We start from the raw sequence: 17313 nt of genomic DNA on the forward strand, positions 1-17313 counted from the left end.
CGTATTCTGCCCCTGAAGGGCTGTGTCAGGCATGTTCATTTGCGTGCTCCTTTCGAGAAACGAGACTGCGAATCTTCGTTTTACTCCAGGGGCTTGTTCCTTCGCGGCCCTTCATAGTATCTAGGGACTCAGGGTTGGATATTAAACGCCTTGACGATGCCGGCATTGCGCTCGAACTCCGCGCGCAAGGACTCGCTCAATTGCGGCAAGGGCTGCGCCGGCAGCGGCTCATAGCCAAGCGCCTCCAGACGGTCGCGCACCTTGGCCGAAGCCGCGGCCTTGTAGGCAGCCGCGTGGATCTTCTCGGCCAGTTCGGGCGACAGCTTTGACGATGCAATCACGCCCACCCAGTTGCTGAACTCCATGTCGGGGTAGCCCAGTTCCGCAAAGGTCGGCACCTGTGGCAGCAGCGCCGAGCGGCTCTTCGACGCCACCGCATAGACCTGCACCTTGCCGGCGCGGATCATCGGCAGCGACGTCACCATGCCGTCGTACATCACCGCGATCTGGTTGCCCATCACCTGCGCCAGCGCCGGCGCGGAGCCGGCAAAGGGCACATGCTGCAGATCCAGCCCTGCCTTCTGGTTCATGATCATGCCGGCGTAGTGCGACGCAGTGCCGGCGCTGTACGAGGCAAAGCTGAGCTTGCCCGGGTTGGCCCGAGCGTAGCTGATCAGGCCCTTCAGGTCCTTGGCCGGCAGGCCAGGCGCGCCGATCATCACCATGCGCGAACGTGCCACGGCGGCGATGGGCCTGACGTCCTTCAGCGGGTCGAACGCGGGCTTGAGCACATGCGGCACCTCGGTCAGCACATTGCTGGCAGTGACCATGATGGTCTGGCCATCGGCGGGCGCGGCCAGCATGGTGGTGATGGCGATGCCGCCGCCGGCGCCCGGCTTGTTGTCGACCACCACAGGGTGGCCAAGGTCCGCCGACAACTGGTCTGCCAGCAGGCGGGCGAGCACGTCCATGGTGCCGCCGGCGGGGGCCGGCACGAGCATCCGGACCGGCTTGCTGGTCCAGGCCATGGCGGCGGGAGCAGCCAGCGCAAGGCTGGCCGCGACGGCGGCGACGCGCAGCAGGAAGGAAGGGTGGGTGGGCATGTTGTCTCCGTTATGTTGTATGGATCTTCTGTCCAGCATTGCCCGGCGCGGCGTCACCGGGCGGTGATCGCCAAACCAGGGGTGGATGGGGAAGCGGGAGACGCGCGGGCCAGCGCCCGGAGCATGGCCTCCAGCAAGGCACGTGGGGGCCTCGCGCCGGCGATCGGCGGCGCACCGTTGATCACGAAGCGCGGCACGCCCAGGCCGGGATTGGGTAGTGGCGCATCCGCGCCATGCAGCGGCGGCAGCCACGCCAGGTCGTGCGCCGTGGCCGGCACCGACAGTTGCGGCATCGGCATGCCGCAGGCGATCGCTGCCGCGTGCAGCACGCGCGGATCGCCCAGGTCCTCGCCGCGCAGGAAATACCCGTCAAACAAGCGGTCGATCAGCGCGGAAGCGGCCGCGTCGCCGCCTGCCTCGCGCGCGTACCGGATCAGGCGGTGTGCAAGCACGGTGTTTGGCAGGACCTCGATGCGCTCGGGTTCCAGCGTGATGCCGGCCTCGCGCGCCGCGGCGCATACCTGCGCCTGCCGCAGCGCCACGGCTTCGGCGCTGCCGAGCCGCGCCAGCCTGAACTTGCGATATGGGATGCCGGCCGGCGGCAGCGTCGGAAACAGGGGGCTGCTGCGCCATTCGACCGTAACGGCCACATCGGGCCGTTCCTGGGCCAGTTGCGCCAGCGCCGTTTCAAGATGGCGCTTGCCGATCATGCACCAGGGACAGACCAGGTCAAACCCGACCTGGATGAAGAGGGAGGCGGGCTGGCTCATGACAGGGCGCCCGTGGCGGCACGCTGCCCGCGGCGGGCCGGCGCCGCCGCCAGCACTTGCGCGCGTTCGGCCTCGCTCATCTGCGCCCAGCGGCCGATTTCCAGCCGCGTCCTGGCGCAGCCCTGACAGTAGCGATTGGCGAGGTCCATGCGGCAGATGTTGATGCAGGGATTGGCGATTGCGTCAGGGTGATGCATCACGGACTCCTGTGGTCCCTGGAGAGGGCTGGCCATATGCCGGCCCTGTGGCCAGCGTCAGGCCGCTGCGCGCAGCGGCAGGTTCTTCTGGCCGGTCTTGCGGTTGGGCGCCATGCCATTGGCTTCCAGCGTGGCATCGGCGCTGTCGTACCAGGTGCCGATGCGGTAGATCTCGCGGGCTTCCTTGCCCGAGGCGATCTCGCGGCCCAGTTCATGCGCCACGCGCACGCACTGCTCGATCTGCTGCACCGAGGTCATGCGGTTGCCATGCTGGTCGATGATGGTGTCTTCGATGCCGCAGCGCGGATGCAGGCCCATCGACATCGCCATCATGTTGAACGGCAGCACGTTCTTCAGCAGCGACTCGGCGGTCAGCGTGCAGCCGTCCGGCGCGCGGTGCACGAAGTTGAAGAAGTTGAACGGGTTGGGGCCGTCGAAGCCGCCGCCGATGCCGATCCAGGTCAGGTTCAGCGGACCGGTGTAGACGCCGGCGCGCACCAGCCGCTCCAGCGTTTCCAGCGCGTGCATGCCGGTCAGCTGGAAATGCGGCTGGATACCCGAGGCCTGCAGCCGGCGCAGGTGCTCTTCCACCCAGCCCGGGCCGGCCGGGACGGTCATTTCGCGGTAGGCGGCCTGGTAGGCCGGGTGTTCCAGCGAGGTGCCCTTCAGGTACTCCGGATAGAGCAGCTCCATGATGTTCATCTGCGTGGTGTTGATCGCCACGGTCACCTGGTCGGGCTTGGGCTCCAGCTCCGCCAGCATGTGGCGGGTGTCGTCGGACAGCCACTTGGCTTCCTGGCCGTCGTCTTCCGGCGCAAACGAGATCGAGCCGCCAACCTGGATGATCATGTCCGGCACCGCGGCGCGCACGCCGGCGATCAGCTCGTTGAACTTGGACAGCCGCTTGGAGCCCTTGCCGTCCAGCTCGCGCACATGCAGGTGCAGCACGGTGGCGCCGGCGTTGTAGCAGTCCACCGCTTTCTGGATTTGCTCTTCCATGGTGACGGGGATGTCCTCGGGGAAGTCCTGCGGCATCCACTCCGGCCCATAGGGCGCCACAGTGATCACCACCTTGTCCATGTTTTCGGGGTGCAGGGAATCGTCAAGGAATTGCATGGATGGCTCCGGTTGGTTAGTTGGTTGGAGTATCGGCGATAGACCAGTCGCGATTTGATGATCCGGGACATTCGATTTACATTTCGGGACACTCAGGGAAAGCCCGGAATCCGCCCCATGTCCTACTATCTGCGCAGCGCCAGCCTGACCAACTACGTGGAAGTCGCGCGTTCGCTGGGGCTGGATCCATACCAGCACCTAAGGGCGGCGAAGATCAACCGCTCGGTCCTGCTCGATCCCGATATCCGCATCCCCGCGGCATCGGTGGGCCGCTTGCTGGATGCGTCGGCACAGGCCGCCGGGGCTGACGATTTCGGCCTGCGCATGGCCGAGCTGCGCGAGTTCTCGAACCTCGGCCCGCTGGCCTTCGTGGTGCGTGAGGAACCCACGCTGCGCCGCGCACTGGAGTCCATGGTCCGCTACATGGGTCTGCAGAATGAGTCGCTGTCGATGCGCATCGAAGACAGCGATGACCTGGTGATGATCCGGCTGCAGGTGCTCACCGAAGCGCCGGGCACCTTGCGGCAGGCCGCCGACCTGGCGGTCGGCGTTGTGTTCCGGATGCTGAGGCTGTTCCTGGGCGCATCGTGGCGGCCGCGCAGCGTCTGCTTCACGCATCCCGCACCGGCCAGCACGGCCACGTTTTCACGCGTGTTCGGCATGCCCGGCACCTTCAACCAGGATTTCGACGGCATCGTCTGCCTGGCCTCGGACCTGGAAGCGCCGTTGCCGTCGTATGACCCGGTGATGGCGCAGCAGGTAAAGCACTATCTCGGCACGCTGCTGGCGCAGTCGACCGCGGCGACCATGTCGGACATGGTGCGCAAGCTGGTCTGTGCGCTGCTGCCCACCGGGCTGTGCTCAGTCGAACGCGTGGCCCAGCACCTGAGCGTCGACCGGCGCACCGTGCATCGGCGGCTGGGGCAGGAACATACGACTTACACCGACATCCTCGCCGAGGCCCGTGCCGACCTGGTGATCCGCTACCTGGAGAATCGCGAGCGCCCGCTGTCTGAAGTGGCTGCGCTGCTGGGGTTTTCGTCGCTGAGCGCGTTTTCGCGGTGGTTCAGTGGGCATTTCGGGCGCAGTGTGTCGGCGTGGCGGGCGCAGGTGGGGGAATGAAGGGAGGGTTTCTTGTGGATTTGGGGGCTTTTGGGCTTGTTGCTATGCGGCTGGTTTGTGGTTCTTGGCGGGCGTGGGCTGATTCGCCGGCGTAGCCGGCGGGGCTGCTTGCTCGTAGGCTTGGTTATGTCGGTCGGGTTCGATGTTGTCGTAGGTTTAACCGCCTGGTTCCGCCCTGCTGGGCGGGTCACTTTTTGTCCGGAGCGACAAAAAGTAACCAAAAAACGCGTCGCCTCAGGCGGCTGGCCATCAATTTGGTGGTGGGGGTGGTCCGGGCGGTGGTGCTTGCCGTTTGGCGTGGTTGGCCGTTCGAGCCTGCTACGCACCCTGTCTGTGCCCACATCAACGGACTATTGGACGAACCCGACTTTAGGCGGTTGGCAGCCTGCTAAGTACCGCGTCGGTGGGACGCCTACGGCTGCGCTTCGCGCCGGCCCTAACGTGGCAAGCGGACGGCCACGTCCTGATTTGCGTTCTTTTTTTTGGGGCTCGGCATCCCGACCGCGCCGTGCGAGCGCAGCGACGCACTCCGTGCCCGAGCACCCGACCTGCGATACTGAGTGCGCGCATCGCAGCCGAAGGCGTCCCACCGATGACCTCGTTAGCAGGCTGCCAATAGCCTAAAGTCGGGTTCGTCCAATAGTCCGTCGACGTAGGCACCGGACAGGGTGCGTAGCAGGGTCGAACGGCCAACCACGCCAAACGGCAAGCACCGCCGCCCGGACCACCCCCACCACCAAATTGATGGCCAGCCGCCTGAGGCGACGCGTTTTTTGGTTACTTTTTGTCGCTCGGACAAAAAGTGACCCGCCCAGCAGGGCGGAACCAGGCGCTTAAACCTACGACAACATCGAACCCGACCTACATAACCAAACCAGCAACCAGCATTCGGCAACATGGTCGCGCAGGCCCGACACCATCAGGACGGTGTGGGTAGGTGTAGCAGTCATAAACGGATGGGAAGAGGTCAGGCGGAAGCGCCAGGATCAGCACGGAGTGCAGGATGGTCAGGGCTTTCCAGGCGCCGCAGGTCCGCGGCATAGTGGCGGCGGCCGATGCAGAACAGGAGCGCAGCAGCGGCACTGGCTAGCGGAATCCATTGCAGGGCGCCGGCCAGCCCGATACGGTCGGCCAGCACGCCGGTTAGAAACGGGCCGGGCGCCAGCCCCAGCAGGTTGTTGATCAGCGTCAGCGTGGCGAAGGCGGTCGCATGGATGGCAGGCTGCGCCAGGTTGGCCACCATGGCGCTGGCAGGGCCGGCGGTGCCGCCAGCTACCAGCATGCCGGCACCGATCAGGGCCAGTTGGGCCGGCCCTGTGTGCAGCCGGAACCCGGTCATGAGAAGCAGGCAGCAGACCACGCTGTACGCAATCGCCATCTGCCATTTGCGCGCGGGCGCGTGGCGCGCCACGCGGTCGGTCAGCGCGCCGCAGATCACCATGCCCACGCCCGCGATCATCACCAGCAGCGCCGCGGCCACACCGGCGTTGCCGGTTGCCATGCCATAGTCGCGCGACAGAAAGCTGGGCAGCCAGGCCTGCAGCGACGCCAGCACCAGCAGTTGCAGCGCGCTGCCCATGCAGGCACACAGCACGGAGGGGACCATCAGCAGTTCGCGCACGATCCGGCGCGCCGCAATCTGCCGGGCCGGGGCCGCGCTGCCACTGGCCCCGCCCATGCGTTCCTGAAGCCCGCGCAGGCGCTCCTCGCTGATCGTCAGGTAGTAGCAGGCCACCAGCACCAGCCCGAAGGCGGCGATCCCCGCAAAGGCGGCACGCCAGCCGAAGTGGGCGGAAAGGACGCCGCCCAGTGCCATGCCAAGCACGGAGCCAAAGGCACCGCCTGCCATGAACGCGGCGCTGAGGCTGGCGCGCAGATGGCGCGGGAACACCGACACCACCACGGCAATGCCCACGCTGCCATACGCCGCCTCGCCGATGCCGACGCAGAGCCGCGCCAGGAACATCTGGCCGAAGCTGTCCGCCACCGCGCAACCCAGCGTGGCGAGGCTCCAGAGCGCGGCCATCAGGATCAGGCTGCGCACACGCCCCCAGCGGTCGGCCAGCAGCGACAGCGGCAGCGCAAGCACGCCCACCATCAGCGCCACCACGCCGCCCAGCGCGCCCAGCTCCGTATCGCCGAGCTGCCACTCGGCCTTCAGCAGCGGGAACACCGCGTTGAGCACCTGGCGCGACATGTAGTCCGACAGCAGCAGCCCGAAAGTCAGGGCAAAGACAAGCCACGCATAGCGCGGTCCGGCGGCAGCCGGCACGGCCGGCACGACCGGCTCCGCGGCAACGGCAAGATGGGGTCTGGACATGGTCGGGCGTCTCCGGAAGCAAGCCGGCGGTCTTCGCGCCGCCGGACGTTCACTGCGCGCACCCGCAGGGGTGGCAAGCCCAGCCAGTATCTGGCGATCGGGACGCCGCGGTTTGATATTCCGGGACGTACGTTTGACATTCCGGGACAGTTGGGGAAAACGCCGAGACGAAAAAAAAACCGGCACCCGAAGGTGCCGGTTTCTGGCTGCCCCGCCGTCAGGCAAGGCGCAGTGAGGCTCAGTCTTCCAGCTTCGGCAGCGAGGCGCTGACCTTGGACGACAGCAGGCCGCTCTTGGCATACGTCTGCAGCTTCTCGCGCGTGTCGACGATATCGAGCGTGCGCATGGTCAGTTGGCCGATGCGGTCCAGCGGCGTGAACATCGACTCGCCCTTCTCCATGGTCAGCCGTTCCGGCTTGTAGGTCAGGTTGGGCGAGGTGGTGTTCAGGATCGAGTAGTCGTTGCCGCGGCGCAGTTCGATGGTGACTTCGCCGGTGATGGCGCCCGCCACCCAGCGCTGGGCGGTTTCGCGCAGCATGATGGCTTGCGGGTCGAACCAGCGGCCCTGGTACAGCAGGCGGCCCAGGCGGCGGCCGTTGTCGCGGTACTGCTCGATGGTGTCTTCGTTGTGGATGCCGGTGATCAGGCGCTCGTAGGCGATGAACAGCAGCGCCAGGCCCGGGGCTTCGTAGATGCCGCGGCTCTTGGCTTCGATGATGCGGTTCTCGATCTGGTCGCTCATGCCCAGGCCATGGCGCCCGCCGATGCGGTTGGCTTCCATGAACAGGTCGACGCTGTTGGCGAAGGTCTGGCCGTTCAGCGCGACCGGCTGGCCTTCCTCGAAGCGCACGGTGACTTCCTCGCGCTTGACTTCGACGTCGTCGCGCCAGAACTGCACGCCCATGATCGGCTGCACGATACGGATGCCCGAATCCAGGTGCTCCAGGTCCTTGGCCTCGTGGGTGGCGCCCAGCATGTTGGAGTCGGTCGAGTACGCCTTTTCGGCCGACATCTTGTAGTCGAAGCCGTTCTGGCGCATGAACTCGGACATCTCGGCGCGGCCGCCCAGTTCGTCGATGAACTGCTGGTCCAGCCACGGCTTGTAGATCTGCAGGCCGGGGTTGGTCAGAAGGCCGTAGCGGTAGAAGCGCTCAATGTCATTGCCCTTGAACGTGCTGCCATCACCCCAGATGTTGACGCCATCTTCCTTCATCGCGGCAACCAGCATGGTGCCGGTGACAGCGCGGCCGATCGGGGTGGTGTTGAAGTAGGTAATGCCGGCGGTCGAGATATGGAACGCACCGCACTGCATGGCGGCAATGCCTTCTGCCACCAGTTGCGTGCGGCAGTCGACCAGGCGGGCTTCCTCGGCGCCGTAGGCCTTGGCGCGGCGCGGGATGTCGTCGTAGTCGGGCTCGTCGGGCTGGCCCAGGTTGGCGGTGTAGGCGTAGGGGATCGCGCCCTTCTGGCGCATCCAGAGGAGTGCCGCGCTGGTGTCAAGTCCGCCGGAGAAGGCGATTCCGACGCGCTGGCCGGAAGGAATGTGCTGCAGGATGGTAGTCATCGCCAGAAATCTATGTGAATTTGTCGGCTCTTGGGCGGGCTTCCACAGCGTCGGCCGCAAGCGGCCGGAGGCGGCGGGAAGCACGGCGACGCGGCCGGCCGAGTCACGTGCCGAGTCAGTGCCAAACGCGAATTGTGACACGGCAGCGCCCACGCGCCAAACGCCGGGGCAGGCGGGGGCGCCGGCGCCACCTGCGTGGCTGCCTTCCACTGCGTTGAAAACCCGCGAACGCGCCGTTCAAAACTCTCGACTGGTTCGCTCCAGGACCCCTCCCTATACTGCGCCGCACTGTTGTCTGAAAGCGGAGTCGTCATGCTGCATCGCGCCCTGGAAGGCGTCCGGGTCCTGGACCTGTCACGCATCCTGGCTGGTCCCTGGTGTACCCAGAACCTGGCCGACCTGGGCGCCGAGGTGACCAAGGTCGAGCACCCCGAGCGCGGCGACGATACCCGCGGCTGGGGCCCGCCCTACCTGGAAGCGCCCGAGGGCAACGAAGGCACCGGTGGGGCTCAGCGCCTGTCCGGCTACTTCATCTGCTGCAACCGCGGCAAGCGCTCGGTCGCGATCGACTACGGCACGCCCGAGGGCGCGGCGCAGGTGCGCGAACTGGCGCGCGAGGCCGACGTGCTGGTCGAGAACTACAAGGTCGGCACGCTGCGCCGCTACGGGCTGGATTACGACACGCTCAAGGCCATCAACCCGTGCCTGGTCTACCTGTCGATCACCGGCTTCGGCCAGAGCGGGCCGATGGCGGACAAACCCGGCTACGACTATGTGTTCCAGGGCATGGGCGGGCTGATGAGCTACACCGGCCAGCCCGATGGCACGCCCGGCGCCGGCCCGCTGCGCACCGGCGTGGCCGTGGTGGACCTGAGCACCGGGATGTATGCCACCTCCGCGGTACTGGCCGCGCTGTACCAGCGCCAGTCGACCGGCCTGGGCGTGCACCTGGATATCGCGCTGCTGGATGTCGCGGTAGCCATGAACGCCAACCAGGCCGCCAACTACCTGGTGTCGGGCCAGAACCCGCAGCGCAGCGGCAACGCCCATCCCAACTGCGCGCCCTATGAAGTGTTCCGCTGCGCCGACGGCCACCTGATCCTGGCCATCGGCAATGACGGCCAGTTCGCGCGCTTTTGCGCCGTGGCCGGCATGCCGGAGCTCGCGCAGGACCCGCGCTACGCCACCAACTCCGCGCGCATCGAACATCTGCCCGCGCTGCGCGCCCTGTTGACCAATCTCTTCCCCACGCGCACCCGCTCGGCATGGACCGATGCCTTCGATGCGGCCGGCGTGCCGTGGGGGCCGATCCACACCATGGATGAGGTCTTCGCCCACCCGCAGGTGCGGCATCGCGGCCTGATGCAGGTAGCCGAGCACCCCGTCATGGGCCGCGTGCCCATGGTGCGCAATCCGATGCTGGCCGGGCACGACCTGCCCCTGCCACCGCCGCCGCTGCTGGGCGAGCACACCCTCGCAGGCTGAACCGCGCGTAGGCCCCCAAAAGACTGATAACCCTGACACGGAGACACCGATGAAACCCACCTTCACCGCCATGGCCCTGCTGGCCGCATGCGCAAGCGGCGCCGCGCATGCGGCCGCTTACCCCGACCGGCCGATCAAGCTGATCGCCCCCTACGCCGCCGGCGGCACCACCGACATCATCGCGCGCATCGTCGGCACGCGCCTGGGCCCGGTGCTGGGGCAACCGGTGGTGGTCGAGAACCGCCCCGGCGCCGGCGGCGCGGTCGGCAGTGCCTACGCGGCCAAGCAGCCGGCCGACGGCTACACGCTGGTGATGGAGGTGGAGAGCTCGCACGCGGTCAACCCCAACGTCTACCTGAAGACCGCCTATGATCCGGTCAAGGATTTCGCGCCGGTCAGCAACCTGGCCGACGTGCCCAACGTGCTGGTGGTCAACCCCGCGTTCCCGGCCACGGACCTGCAGTCGTTCATCAAGCTGTTGAAGGCCAACCCCGGCAAGTACTCGTTCGGCTCGTCCGGCAACGGCGGCCTGAGCCATATGAACGGCGAGCTGTTCATGAACGCCACCGGCACGCGCTTGCTGCACGTGCCGTACAAGGGCCTGGGCCCGGCGCTCAACGATGCGGTGGCGGGCCAGATCCAGGTGGTGTTCGACAATATCCCGTCGTCATCGGGCCTGATCCAGGGCGGGCGCCTCAAGCCGCTGGCGGTCGCCGCGAAGCAGCGCCTGAAGGTGCTGCCCAATGTGCCGACCTATGCCGAGGCCGGCCTGCCCGCGATGAACAACCCGTCGTGGTTCGGGCTGGGCGCGCCGGCAGGCACGCCTGCCGCCATCCTCGACAAGCTCAACGACGCCGTGCGCCAGGTGCTGGCCGAGCCGGAGGTGATCGCCGCCATCGAGAAACAAGGCGCGATCCCGGCACCGACTTCGCGCAAGGCCTTCGGCGACCTGATCCGCGGGCAGAATGCCCACTGGAAACAAGTCGTCGAGGACATCCACTTCACCAAACTCCAGTAAGCCACAAGGAACGACATGAGCGCACCTCAGCAAGAACCGCACGCCGGCGTCGAGATCGACGCGCGCGGCATCGCCACCGTCACCATCCGCGAGGCGGGCTCGCTCAATATCCTCAGCACGCCGGTGATCGCATCGCTCACACGCGCCATCGAAGCGCTGGCCGGCAATGACGCGGTACGCGTGCTGGTGCTGCGCGGCGCGGGCGAGAAGGGCTTTGTCGGCGGTGCCGACATCAAGGAAATGGCCGCACTGGACCGCGCCAGCGCCGAGACCTTCATCAGCGGCCTGCGCCGCCTGTGCGACGCCGTGCGCCACCTGCCGGTGCCGGTGATCGCGCGCATGCCGGGCTGGTGCCTGGGCGGGGGGCTGGAACTGGCGCTGGCGTGCGATCTGCGCATCGCCGCCGACAACGCGCAGCTGGGCATGCCGGAAGTGAAGGTCGGCATCCCGTCGGTGATCCACGCCGCGCTGATGCCGCGCCTGGTCGGCAACGCGCGCACCGCATGGATGCTGCTGACCGGCGAGATTTCCGACGCGGCCGAAGCGCTGCAGTGGGGCCTGGTCAGCCGCGTGGTGCCGCTGGCGGAGCTGGACCTGGAAGTCGAACGCGTGGCCGCGCTGCTGGCCGGCTTCGGCCCGGTCGCGGTGCGGCAGCAGAAGCGCCTGCTGCGCGAGTGGGAGGATGCGCCGCTGGAAGTCTCGATCAACAACAGCGTGACCGAGTTCGGCAGCGCCTTCGACACCGGCGAGCCGCAGCAGCACATGGCCACCTTCCTGAACCGCAAGCGCTGACTGGCGCCTGCTACGGAGCCGTGGCCGCCACGGTGCCGCCTTCGCGCGTGGCCACCACGCGCGGATCGTTCAGCAGGAATTGCGCAAAGACCTCGGCAAACGCAGGCAGCTTGCCATCGGCGCGCACAATCAGGTTCAGCTCGCGCAGGGCCCATGGCTCTGCCAGCCGCACCCCCACCACGCGCGCCTCACGCAAGGCCTGCGCCGCCACGCTGCGCGGCACCAGCGCCACGCCCACGCCGGCCTCGGCCAGCGCCAGCACCGCATCGAAGCTGTGCGCATGCAAACGCACGTTCGGGCCCTTGCCCGCGCGCTGCGCCATGTCGCGCAGGAACAGGAAGTTGCTGCTGGTGCGGCTCATGCAGACAAAGTCGAAAGCCAATGCCGCGCCGAAGCGCACTTCGGGCTCACGCGCCAGCGGGTGATCCGCGGCCACCGCAAGGATCAGCTCGTCGCGCGCGTAGCGCACCGAGCGCACGCCAGTGGCTTCGCCGCCGCTCTGGAAATCTCCCGCGAGGATGCCGACGTCGGCCTCGTGCGCCGCCACCGCCGCCAGGATCGACTGGCTCGCGCGTTCCTCCAGGTCGATATTCACATCCGGGTTGGCCAGCAGGAAGCGGCTCACGCTCGGGATGATGAAGCCGTTGAGCGAACTGCTGTTGGCCAGCAGCCGGATATTGCCCTTCAGCCCGGCAGAGAAGCGCCCCACCTCGCCATGCATGCGCTCCACGCCAAGCAGCAGTTCGCGCACATGGACCAGCAGGGTTTCGCCGGCCGGCGTCAGTTCCATGCCGCGCGCGGTGCGCACGAACAGTGGCGTGCCCATCGCATGTTCCAGGTTCTTCAACCGGTAGCTCGCCGCCGACGCGGTGATATGCGTGGCCGAAGCACCACCCGACAGGCTTTGCGCATCGGCAATGGCCTGGAACAGGCGCAGGTCGGTCAGTTCGTAACGCAAGGCAACTCCGTTTGGGCCGGGCAGGTCGAAAGGTTTGGCGATTGGCAAGGTCGCGGCCATTCTAGTGCAGTACCGTGGGCATCGCGCCCGCACTGCCGTCCTGGCCACGGCCCTTTCGATTGATGTGGACGTCGTCCATTTTCTTTGCTAAGGTATTGTGGACGGCGTACACAAAAGCGTGCGCCAGTTGCCAGCGCGCCGCCTGATGCGCGCGCCATGCCGATATCCACGGGCCGCCCAGGCGGCGGCTTACCTACAGGAGTTGTCATGCAAGTCCAGCCCTATCTGTTCTTCGAAGGCCGTTGCGATGAAGCCGTCGAGTTCTACAAGAAGACCCTCGGCGCCAAGGTCAACATGCGGATGACGTTCAAGGAAAACCCGGAAGCCGACAAGGCCAGCCCGGGTTGCCAGCCCGGCGCCGGCACGGAAGACAAGGTCATGCACCTGGAATTCCAGATCGGCGACAGCGTGATCATGGCCTCCGACGGCCGCTGCTCGAACCAGCCCAACTTCCAGGGCTTCGGCCTGTCAATCAACTACCCTGACAAGGCCGCCGTCGAAAAGGCCTTTAACGCCCTGAAGGAAGGCGGCCAGGTGGTGATGCCGCTGGACAAGACATTCTTTGCCGACCAGTTCGGCATGGTCACCGACCGTTTCGGCATCATGTGGATGCTGCTGACGGCACCGAAGTAAGCAAGACCTGACGCGGGTTTCCCGGCCAGCGGCGCGCCATGTGGGCTGATGGGCTTACAATGCGCCGCCCGCCGGAGAAACCATGGACGATCGCATCAACGAACTCGAAATCAAGCTCGCCTTCCAGGAAGACCTGCTTGATACCCTGAACAGCACCGTGGCGCGCCAGCAGCAGCAGATCGACCTGCTGCAGGAGCAGTTCCGCGCGCTGTACCAGCAGGTGCGCAGCGCCGCCACCACCGCGGATGAAGCCGATCCCCAGCAGGAAATCCCGCCGCACTACTGATCGACGCAGCCCGCGCCATGCAGGCCGCTAGCCGATGTGACGGAACGCCACCCCGCCCGCGCGGTCTGACAGGCTGACTCCATCCACGGCGCCGTCGACAGGCGCGCCCGATCCGCCACATGCGTCTGAACCCCTCCCTGCTATTCGCCGCTGCCTGCATCGCCGCTGGCGCGTCCTCGGCATTTGCCGGCTACAACCTCTGGACCGGCGAATACTCCCTGACCCGGCAGGAACTGCAGACCGCGCTGGACAAGCGCTTCCCCGCCACGCTGCGCTACGCCGAAGTCATCAGCGTACAGCTCAGCCACCCCCGGCTGGTGCTGGACGAAGCCAACAACCGCGTCACCACCCACGTCGACGCACGCCTGACCAACGCCCTGCTGCCCTCGCCGCCGGTCGACGGCAAGCTCGCGCTGAACAGCGGCGTACGCTACGACCCGGCCAAACGCGCGGTGCTGCTCGACAACCCGACCGTGCAGCAGGTGGAGGTCGCCGGCATGGGGCAATACCGCGAACAGCTCAACGCTATCGGCGCGGTGGTTGCGCAGCAGTTGCTGAAGGACTATCCGGTGTACACCTTCAAGCCCGAGGAACTGCGCTTTGGCGGCAAGGACATTGAGCCGGGGGCGATCACGGTGGGCAAGGATGAGGTGCGGGTGGCGGTGAAGCAACGGTAGGCCTGGCCTTCCGGCCAAGCCTGCTCCTTCTCCGGCTACGTCACCCCCTTCCTCCCCGAAACACCACCCCCAACCCCGCCAGCACCGCGCCCATCCCCGCCATCGCCAGGGGCGCCATGCGGTTGCCCAGCAGCAAGTAATCCAGCAGCGCCGTGCCCGCCGGCACCAGGTAGAAAAGGCTGGTGACATTGACCAGGTTGCCTGCACGGATCAGCCGGTAGAACAACAGCGTCGCGCCGATCGAGATAACCAGCGCCAGCCACAGCAGCGGCGCGGCGAACGCCAGCGAGGCATCGACAACGAAGGGCTGGAACGGCAGGCACAGCAGGCAGGCCGCCAGGCTCACGGCGTACTGCAGCGGCAGCACTTCGGCAGGAGCGCGCGTGACGCGCTTTTGCAGGATCGCGCCGACGGTCATGCTCGCCAGCGAGGCCAGCGCGCACAGCACGCCCGCCAGTGACAGCCTGGCCAGCAGCAGGCTGTCCGCCACCACCATGGCCAGCCCCGCCAGCGCAAGGGCGAGGCCCCCCATGCGTGCGGCGCTGAAGCGCCGCTCGGTCAGCAGCAGCGTCAGCATCGGCTGGGCGCCGAGCACGGTGGCCAGCAAGCCGGGTGTCATGCCGTGGTCCAGCGCGAGAAAGTAAAAGACCGAATAGCCGCCGATCAGCAGCAGGCCGGTCAGGGCCGTGTGCAGCCGCTCGCCGCGCGGCGGCAGCAGGCGGTGCCGCGCCAGGCCGATCGCGCCGAGCACGGCGCAGACCAGCGCGAAGCGCAGCGTCAGCAAGGCGAAGGGCGAGGCGTGGTCGAGCGCCAGCCGGGCGGCGATGGCGCCGCTGCTCCAGAGCAGCACGAAGAGGGGCGTGGCCCAGGCGGAGGTGGTGGCGGTGCGTGTGTCGGTGGCGGCGTCGAATTGCGCCGCGCAGTCTTTGTCGGTCGTCATGGATGTCATCTGTCGTCAGCTTGGCAGGCTCCGGCGACGCGCATCGGCATGCGGGCACGGCACGGCGGCAGCGCGCACAGGCGTGCGGCTGCCGTGCGCGCAGGCACACGGATACGGGACTACCGGAGTTGAGTGAGGCTGGAGGGCGTGCCCGTCAGCCGCGCAGCGGCGGCGGCGGGTGCGCACCGCCGAGGTACGGCGGCGGCGCGACGGATGTGAACGCAGGCTGGCGACGCACGCATGGCAACGCGCGGCCCGGGGGCGCGGCGTTGACGGGGCGTTGGCGGTCTGCGGTCATGGTGGGAATCGGAAACTTCGAAGAAGTAGTCAGGCGATGCTATGCCTGTGCGGCCCTCTCGTCAACGAGGTTCTGCTGCGCCCTGCTCCAGCCGCGACACCAGTGCCTGCAGCGTCGGCGCGCAGCCGGCTTCCACCTTCAGCGCGAGCATCGCGTCGGCCCGCGTGGTGCCCAGGTTGAGCGCAGCCACGGGCTTGCCCATCTGGCCGGCCCAGACGCAGAAGCGGTAGCCGGAATAGACCATCAGCGACGAACCGACCACCAGCATGGCGTCCGCGGCTTCCAGCGCCGCGCGCGCGGCATCGACACGCGGGCGCGGCACGGATTCGCCGAAGAACACCACGTCCGGCTTGAGGATGCCGCCGCAGCGTCCGCACTCGGGCACGCGGAACTGCGCGAACAGCGGCGATTCGAAATGCACGTCGCCATCGGCGGCAGGCTCGGCAATTACATCGCGCAGCGCGGCGTTCTGTGCCAGCAGCCAGTCCTGCAGGCCGGCGCGGTCATGGCTTGTGCCGCAGTCCAGGCAGATGGCATTGGCCAGGCTGCCATGCAGTTCGATCACGCCCTCGCTGCCGGCGCGCTGGTGCAGGCCGTCGACGTTCTGCGTGACCAGCGCCGTGAGCCGGCCGTGCCCGCCCATCCGCGCCAGCGCATGGTGCGCAGCATTGGGACGCGCCTGCCACGCCACCGGCCAGCCGAGCATGCTGCGCGCCCAGTAGCGTTGGCGCCCGGCGTGCGAGCCGAGGAAGGCCTGCAGCGTGATGGGCTGCGAGCGTTGCCACTGGCCGCGTGCATCACGGTAGCCGGGAATGCCGGAATCGGTGCTGATGCCCGCGCCGGTCAGCACGAACAGGCGCGGGTGGCGATGCACGAAATCAAACAGCGCGGACACCGCGGGCGGCGGTTGCTGCAGCGCGCTCAACTTGCCGGATCCTCCGCGTGGTGCGCTTCCTGGCGCGCCTCCCACGCACGCAGCTCCTCGCGGTAGCGGTCCATCTCCTGGTAGTAGTAATCGAAGATGCAGGGATCGCAGCCGGAGCCGCAGCATTCGTCGTCGCCGGGCCGCTCTGGCGGCACGGGGCGGGGATCGTCGGGGGAGGAACCGGGGGGCACTTGAGACACTTGAGCAGCGCGCGGACAGCGCAATGGCGGACCAGCCGCCAGTATATTCCGGCCCGCACGCCGATGCCGGCCCCGCCCCAAGTGGAGATGCCGCTGCTCAGTGCCTGAGCAGCACGTCGCCGACCGGGATCACCAGTGCCGCGCCGGACAGGCAGGCGATGTCATCCTCGGCCAGCCAGCGCGACACCAGACTGGCCAGGCGGGCGCCGATGCGGGCCAGTTCGGGCGCATCGGCCAGGTACACGGCGTCAATCACGCTCTGCTCGAACAAGAGCGCCGCGCTCACGCGGCAGCGGCCGGGCGAGCCGGCCGGCTCGGCCTGCCAGCTGACTTCCACCTGGCTGTCGCCATCGGGGCTGAAGCCGCGACTGTATTCGGCCGACATCGGAAACAGCCGGCAGGTATGCTCGCGCGTCCACTCGACCAGGGCAGTCATGGCGATTCCCCCTCTGGCGGGACAGCGTGCCCGCCGGTGCGCCGCCTCAGCGGCTCAGTACATGGTAGAGCCAGTCGTGCGCGCGCGCTGGCACGCCCAGCGCACTGGCATCGATGCACCGCCCCTGCATGCGCAATGCGCCACCGTGCAGGGCATCCACCGCTGACTGGGCATCGGGGTATCGCCCCATCACGCCATTGCCCAGCATCAGCATCCAGTCCTTCTCGCGGGGAATCAGCGTGAGCTGTCCCGCGGGGGTCTGGCAAAAGAAATAACCGTACATGCAGTCCCCAACCCCTTGCGTTTGTCCATCTTAGTGTACGGCGCACCAGGGCGTCGCGCCGATCTGCACGCTTCCGAAGCACGTGATGAATTGTTTTTACCGGATCGCAGGCAGGGGACCTGGACGCCAC

The 17313-nt window shown here is 67.4% G+C and carries 19 protein-coding genes; 7 read left to right on the forward strand and 12 right to left on the reverse strand.

The genetic code is table 11. The annotated features are described in order from the left end of the window. Positions 1-128 precede the first annotated feature (128 nt). From DN412_RS07260 to DN412_RS07275, 4 genes are read right to left on the reverse strand one after another with little or no spacing between them, the layout of a single operon-like run. Positions 129-1103: a tripartite tricarboxylate transporter substrate binding protein gene (locus tag DN412_RS07260; protein WP_115013881.1), complete on the reverse strand. Its 975-nt coding sequence runs from the start codon at positions 1101-1103 to the stop codon at positions 129-131. A 53-nt stretch (positions 1104-1156) separates the two neighbouring features. Continuing rightward, on the reverse strand, positions 1157-1873 hold the full coding sequence (locus DN412_RS07265) for a DsbA family oxidoreductase (RefSeq protein WP_115013882.1): 717 nt from the start codon (positions 1871-1873) through the stop codon (positions 1157-1159). After that, a complete protein-coding gene (locus tag DN412_RS07270) occupies positions 1870-2070 on the reverse strand; it encodes a DUF1289 domain-containing protein (RefSeq protein WP_115013883.1) in 201 nt (66 codons plus the stop codon). Before DN412_RS07270 ends, DN412_RS07265 begins: the two co-directional genes overlap by 4 nt. A gap of 57 nt (positions 2071-2127) precedes the next feature. Further along, the gene (locus DN412_RS07275) at positions 2128-3186 is read right to left on the reverse strand and encodes a beta-keto acid cleavage family enzyme (protein WP_115013884.1); all 1059 of its coding nucleotides are present in this window, start codon (positions 3184-3186) and stop codon (positions 2128-2130) included. A gap of 117 nt (positions 3187-3303) precedes the next feature. Here DN412_RS07275 and DN412_RS07280 point away from each other — a divergent pair, with 117 nt between their 5' ends. Continuing rightward, positions 3304-4308, forward strand: coding sequence for an AraC family transcriptional regulator (locus tag DN412_RS07280; protein ID WP_115013885.1), 1005 nt, complete (start codon positions 3304-3306; stop codon positions 4306-4308). A 967-nt stretch (positions 4309-5275) separates the two neighbouring features. On the opposite strand, the gene DN412_RS07295 is transcribed toward DN412_RS07280, so the two are convergent. Together DN412_RS07295 and argG are read right to left on the reverse strand one after the other, a co-directional pair. Further along, the gene (locus tag DN412_RS07295) at positions 5276-6628 is read right to left on the reverse strand and encodes an MFS transporter (protein ID WP_115013887.1); all 1353 of its coding nucleotides are present in this window, start codon (positions 6626-6628) and stop codon (positions 5276-5278) included. A 238-nt stretch (positions 6629-6866) separates the two neighbouring features. Further along, positions 6867-8192 (reverse strand): argininosuccinate synthase, encoded by a 1326-nt coding sequence (gene argG / locus DN412_RS07300; RefSeq protein WP_078201268.1) that lies wholly within the window; start codon positions 8190-8192, stop codon positions 6867-6869. Positions 8193-8504: 312 nt separating this feature from the next. Here argG and DN412_RS07305 point away from each other — a divergent pair, with 312 nt between their 5' ends. From DN412_RS07305 to DN412_RS07315, 3 genes are read left to right on the forward strand one after another with little or no spacing between them, the layout of a single operon-like run. Beyond that, complete coding sequence (locus tag DN412_RS07305) at positions 8505-9677, forward strand: CaiB/BaiF CoA transferase family protein (RefSeq protein WP_115013888.1); 1173 nt, start codon at positions 8505-8507, stop codon at positions 9675-9677. Positions 9678-9726: 49 nt separating this feature from the next. After that, positions 9727-10695 (forward strand): tripartite tricarboxylate transporter substrate binding protein, encoded by a 969-nt coding sequence (locus DN412_RS07310; RefSeq protein WP_115013889.1) that lies wholly within the window; start codon positions 9727-9729, stop codon positions 10693-10695. 15 nt (positions 10696-10710) lie between these two features. Further along, positions 10711-11487 carry an enoyl-CoA hydratase gene (locus tag DN412_RS07315; protein WP_115013890.1) on the forward strand — a complete coding sequence of 259 codons (777 nt, stop codon included), beginning with the start codon at positions 10711-10713 and terminating at the stop codon, positions 11485-11487. A 10-nt stretch (positions 11488-11497) separates the two neighbouring features. Here the strand turns inward: DN412_RS07315 and DN412_RS07320 are convergent, their stop codons facing one another. Continuing rightward, on the reverse strand, positions 11498-12445 hold the full coding sequence (locus tag DN412_RS07320; RefSeq protein WP_115013891.1) for a LysR family transcriptional regulator: 948 nt from the start codon (positions 12443-12445) through the stop codon (positions 11498-11500). Between the two features lie 267 nt (positions 12446-12712). On the opposite strand from DN412_RS07320, the gene DN412_RS07325 reads away from it, so the two are divergent. From DN412_RS07325 to DN412_RS07335, 3 genes are all read left to right on the forward strand, one after another. Further along, a complete protein-coding gene (locus DN412_RS07325; RefSeq protein WP_115013892.1) occupies positions 12713-13138 on the forward strand; it encodes a VOC family protein in 426 nt (141 codons plus the stop codon). 82 nt (positions 13139-13220) lie between these two features. Beyond that, positions 13221-13424 carry a SlyX family protein gene (locus tag DN412_RS07330; RefSeq protein WP_115013893.1) on the forward strand — a complete coding sequence of 68 codons (204 nt, stop codon included), beginning with the start codon at positions 13221-13223 and terminating at the stop codon, positions 13422-13424. A gap of 119 nt (positions 13425-13543) precedes the next feature. After that, positions 13544-14101, forward strand: a complete 558-nt coding sequence (locus tag DN412_RS07335; RefSeq protein WP_115013894.1) for a DUF1439 domain-containing protein — start codon at positions 13544-13546, stop codon at positions 14099-14101. 40 nt (positions 14102-14141) lie between these two features. On the opposite strand, the gene DN412_RS07340 is transcribed toward DN412_RS07335, so the two are convergent. The 5 genes from DN412_RS07340 to DN412_RS07360 all read right to left on the reverse strand — a co-directional run bounded on the left by DN412_RS07340 (position 14142) and on the right by DN412_RS07360 (position 17183). After that, on the reverse strand, positions 14142-15041 hold the full coding sequence (locus tag DN412_RS07340; protein WP_115013895.1) for a DMT family transporter: 900 nt from the start codon (positions 15039-15041) through the stop codon (positions 14142-14144). A gap of 359 nt (positions 15042-15400) precedes the next feature. Then, positions 15401-16264: an NAD-dependent protein deacetylase gene (locus DN412_RS07345; protein WP_115013896.1), complete on the reverse strand. Its 864-nt coding sequence runs from the start codon at positions 16262-16264 to the stop codon at positions 15401-15403. Then, positions 16261-16464, reverse strand: a complete 204-nt coding sequence (locus DN412_RS07350) for an oxidoreductase-like domain-containing protein (RefSeq protein WP_244222584.1) — start codon at positions 16462-16464, stop codon at positions 16261-16263. Before DN412_RS07350 ends, DN412_RS07345 begins: the two co-directional genes overlap by 4 nt. A gap of 97 nt (positions 16465-16561) precedes the next feature. Beyond that, positions 16562-16900, reverse strand: a complete 339-nt coding sequence (locus tag DN412_RS07355; RefSeq protein WP_115013898.1) for a hypothetical protein — start codon at positions 16898-16900, stop codon at positions 16562-16564. A gap of 46 nt (positions 16901-16946) precedes the next feature. After that, on the reverse strand, positions 16947-17183 hold the full coding sequence (locus tag DN412_RS07360) for a hypothetical protein (RefSeq protein WP_078201279.1): 237 nt from the start codon (positions 17181-17183) through the stop codon (positions 16947-16949). Between the last annotated feature and the right edge of the window lie 130 nt (positions 17184-17313).

The organism is Cupriavidus lacunae (assembly GCF_003353055.1).
Lineage (GTDB): Bacteria > Pseudomonadota > Gammaproteobacteria > Burkholderiales > Burkholderiaceae > Cupriavidus > Cupriavidus lacunae.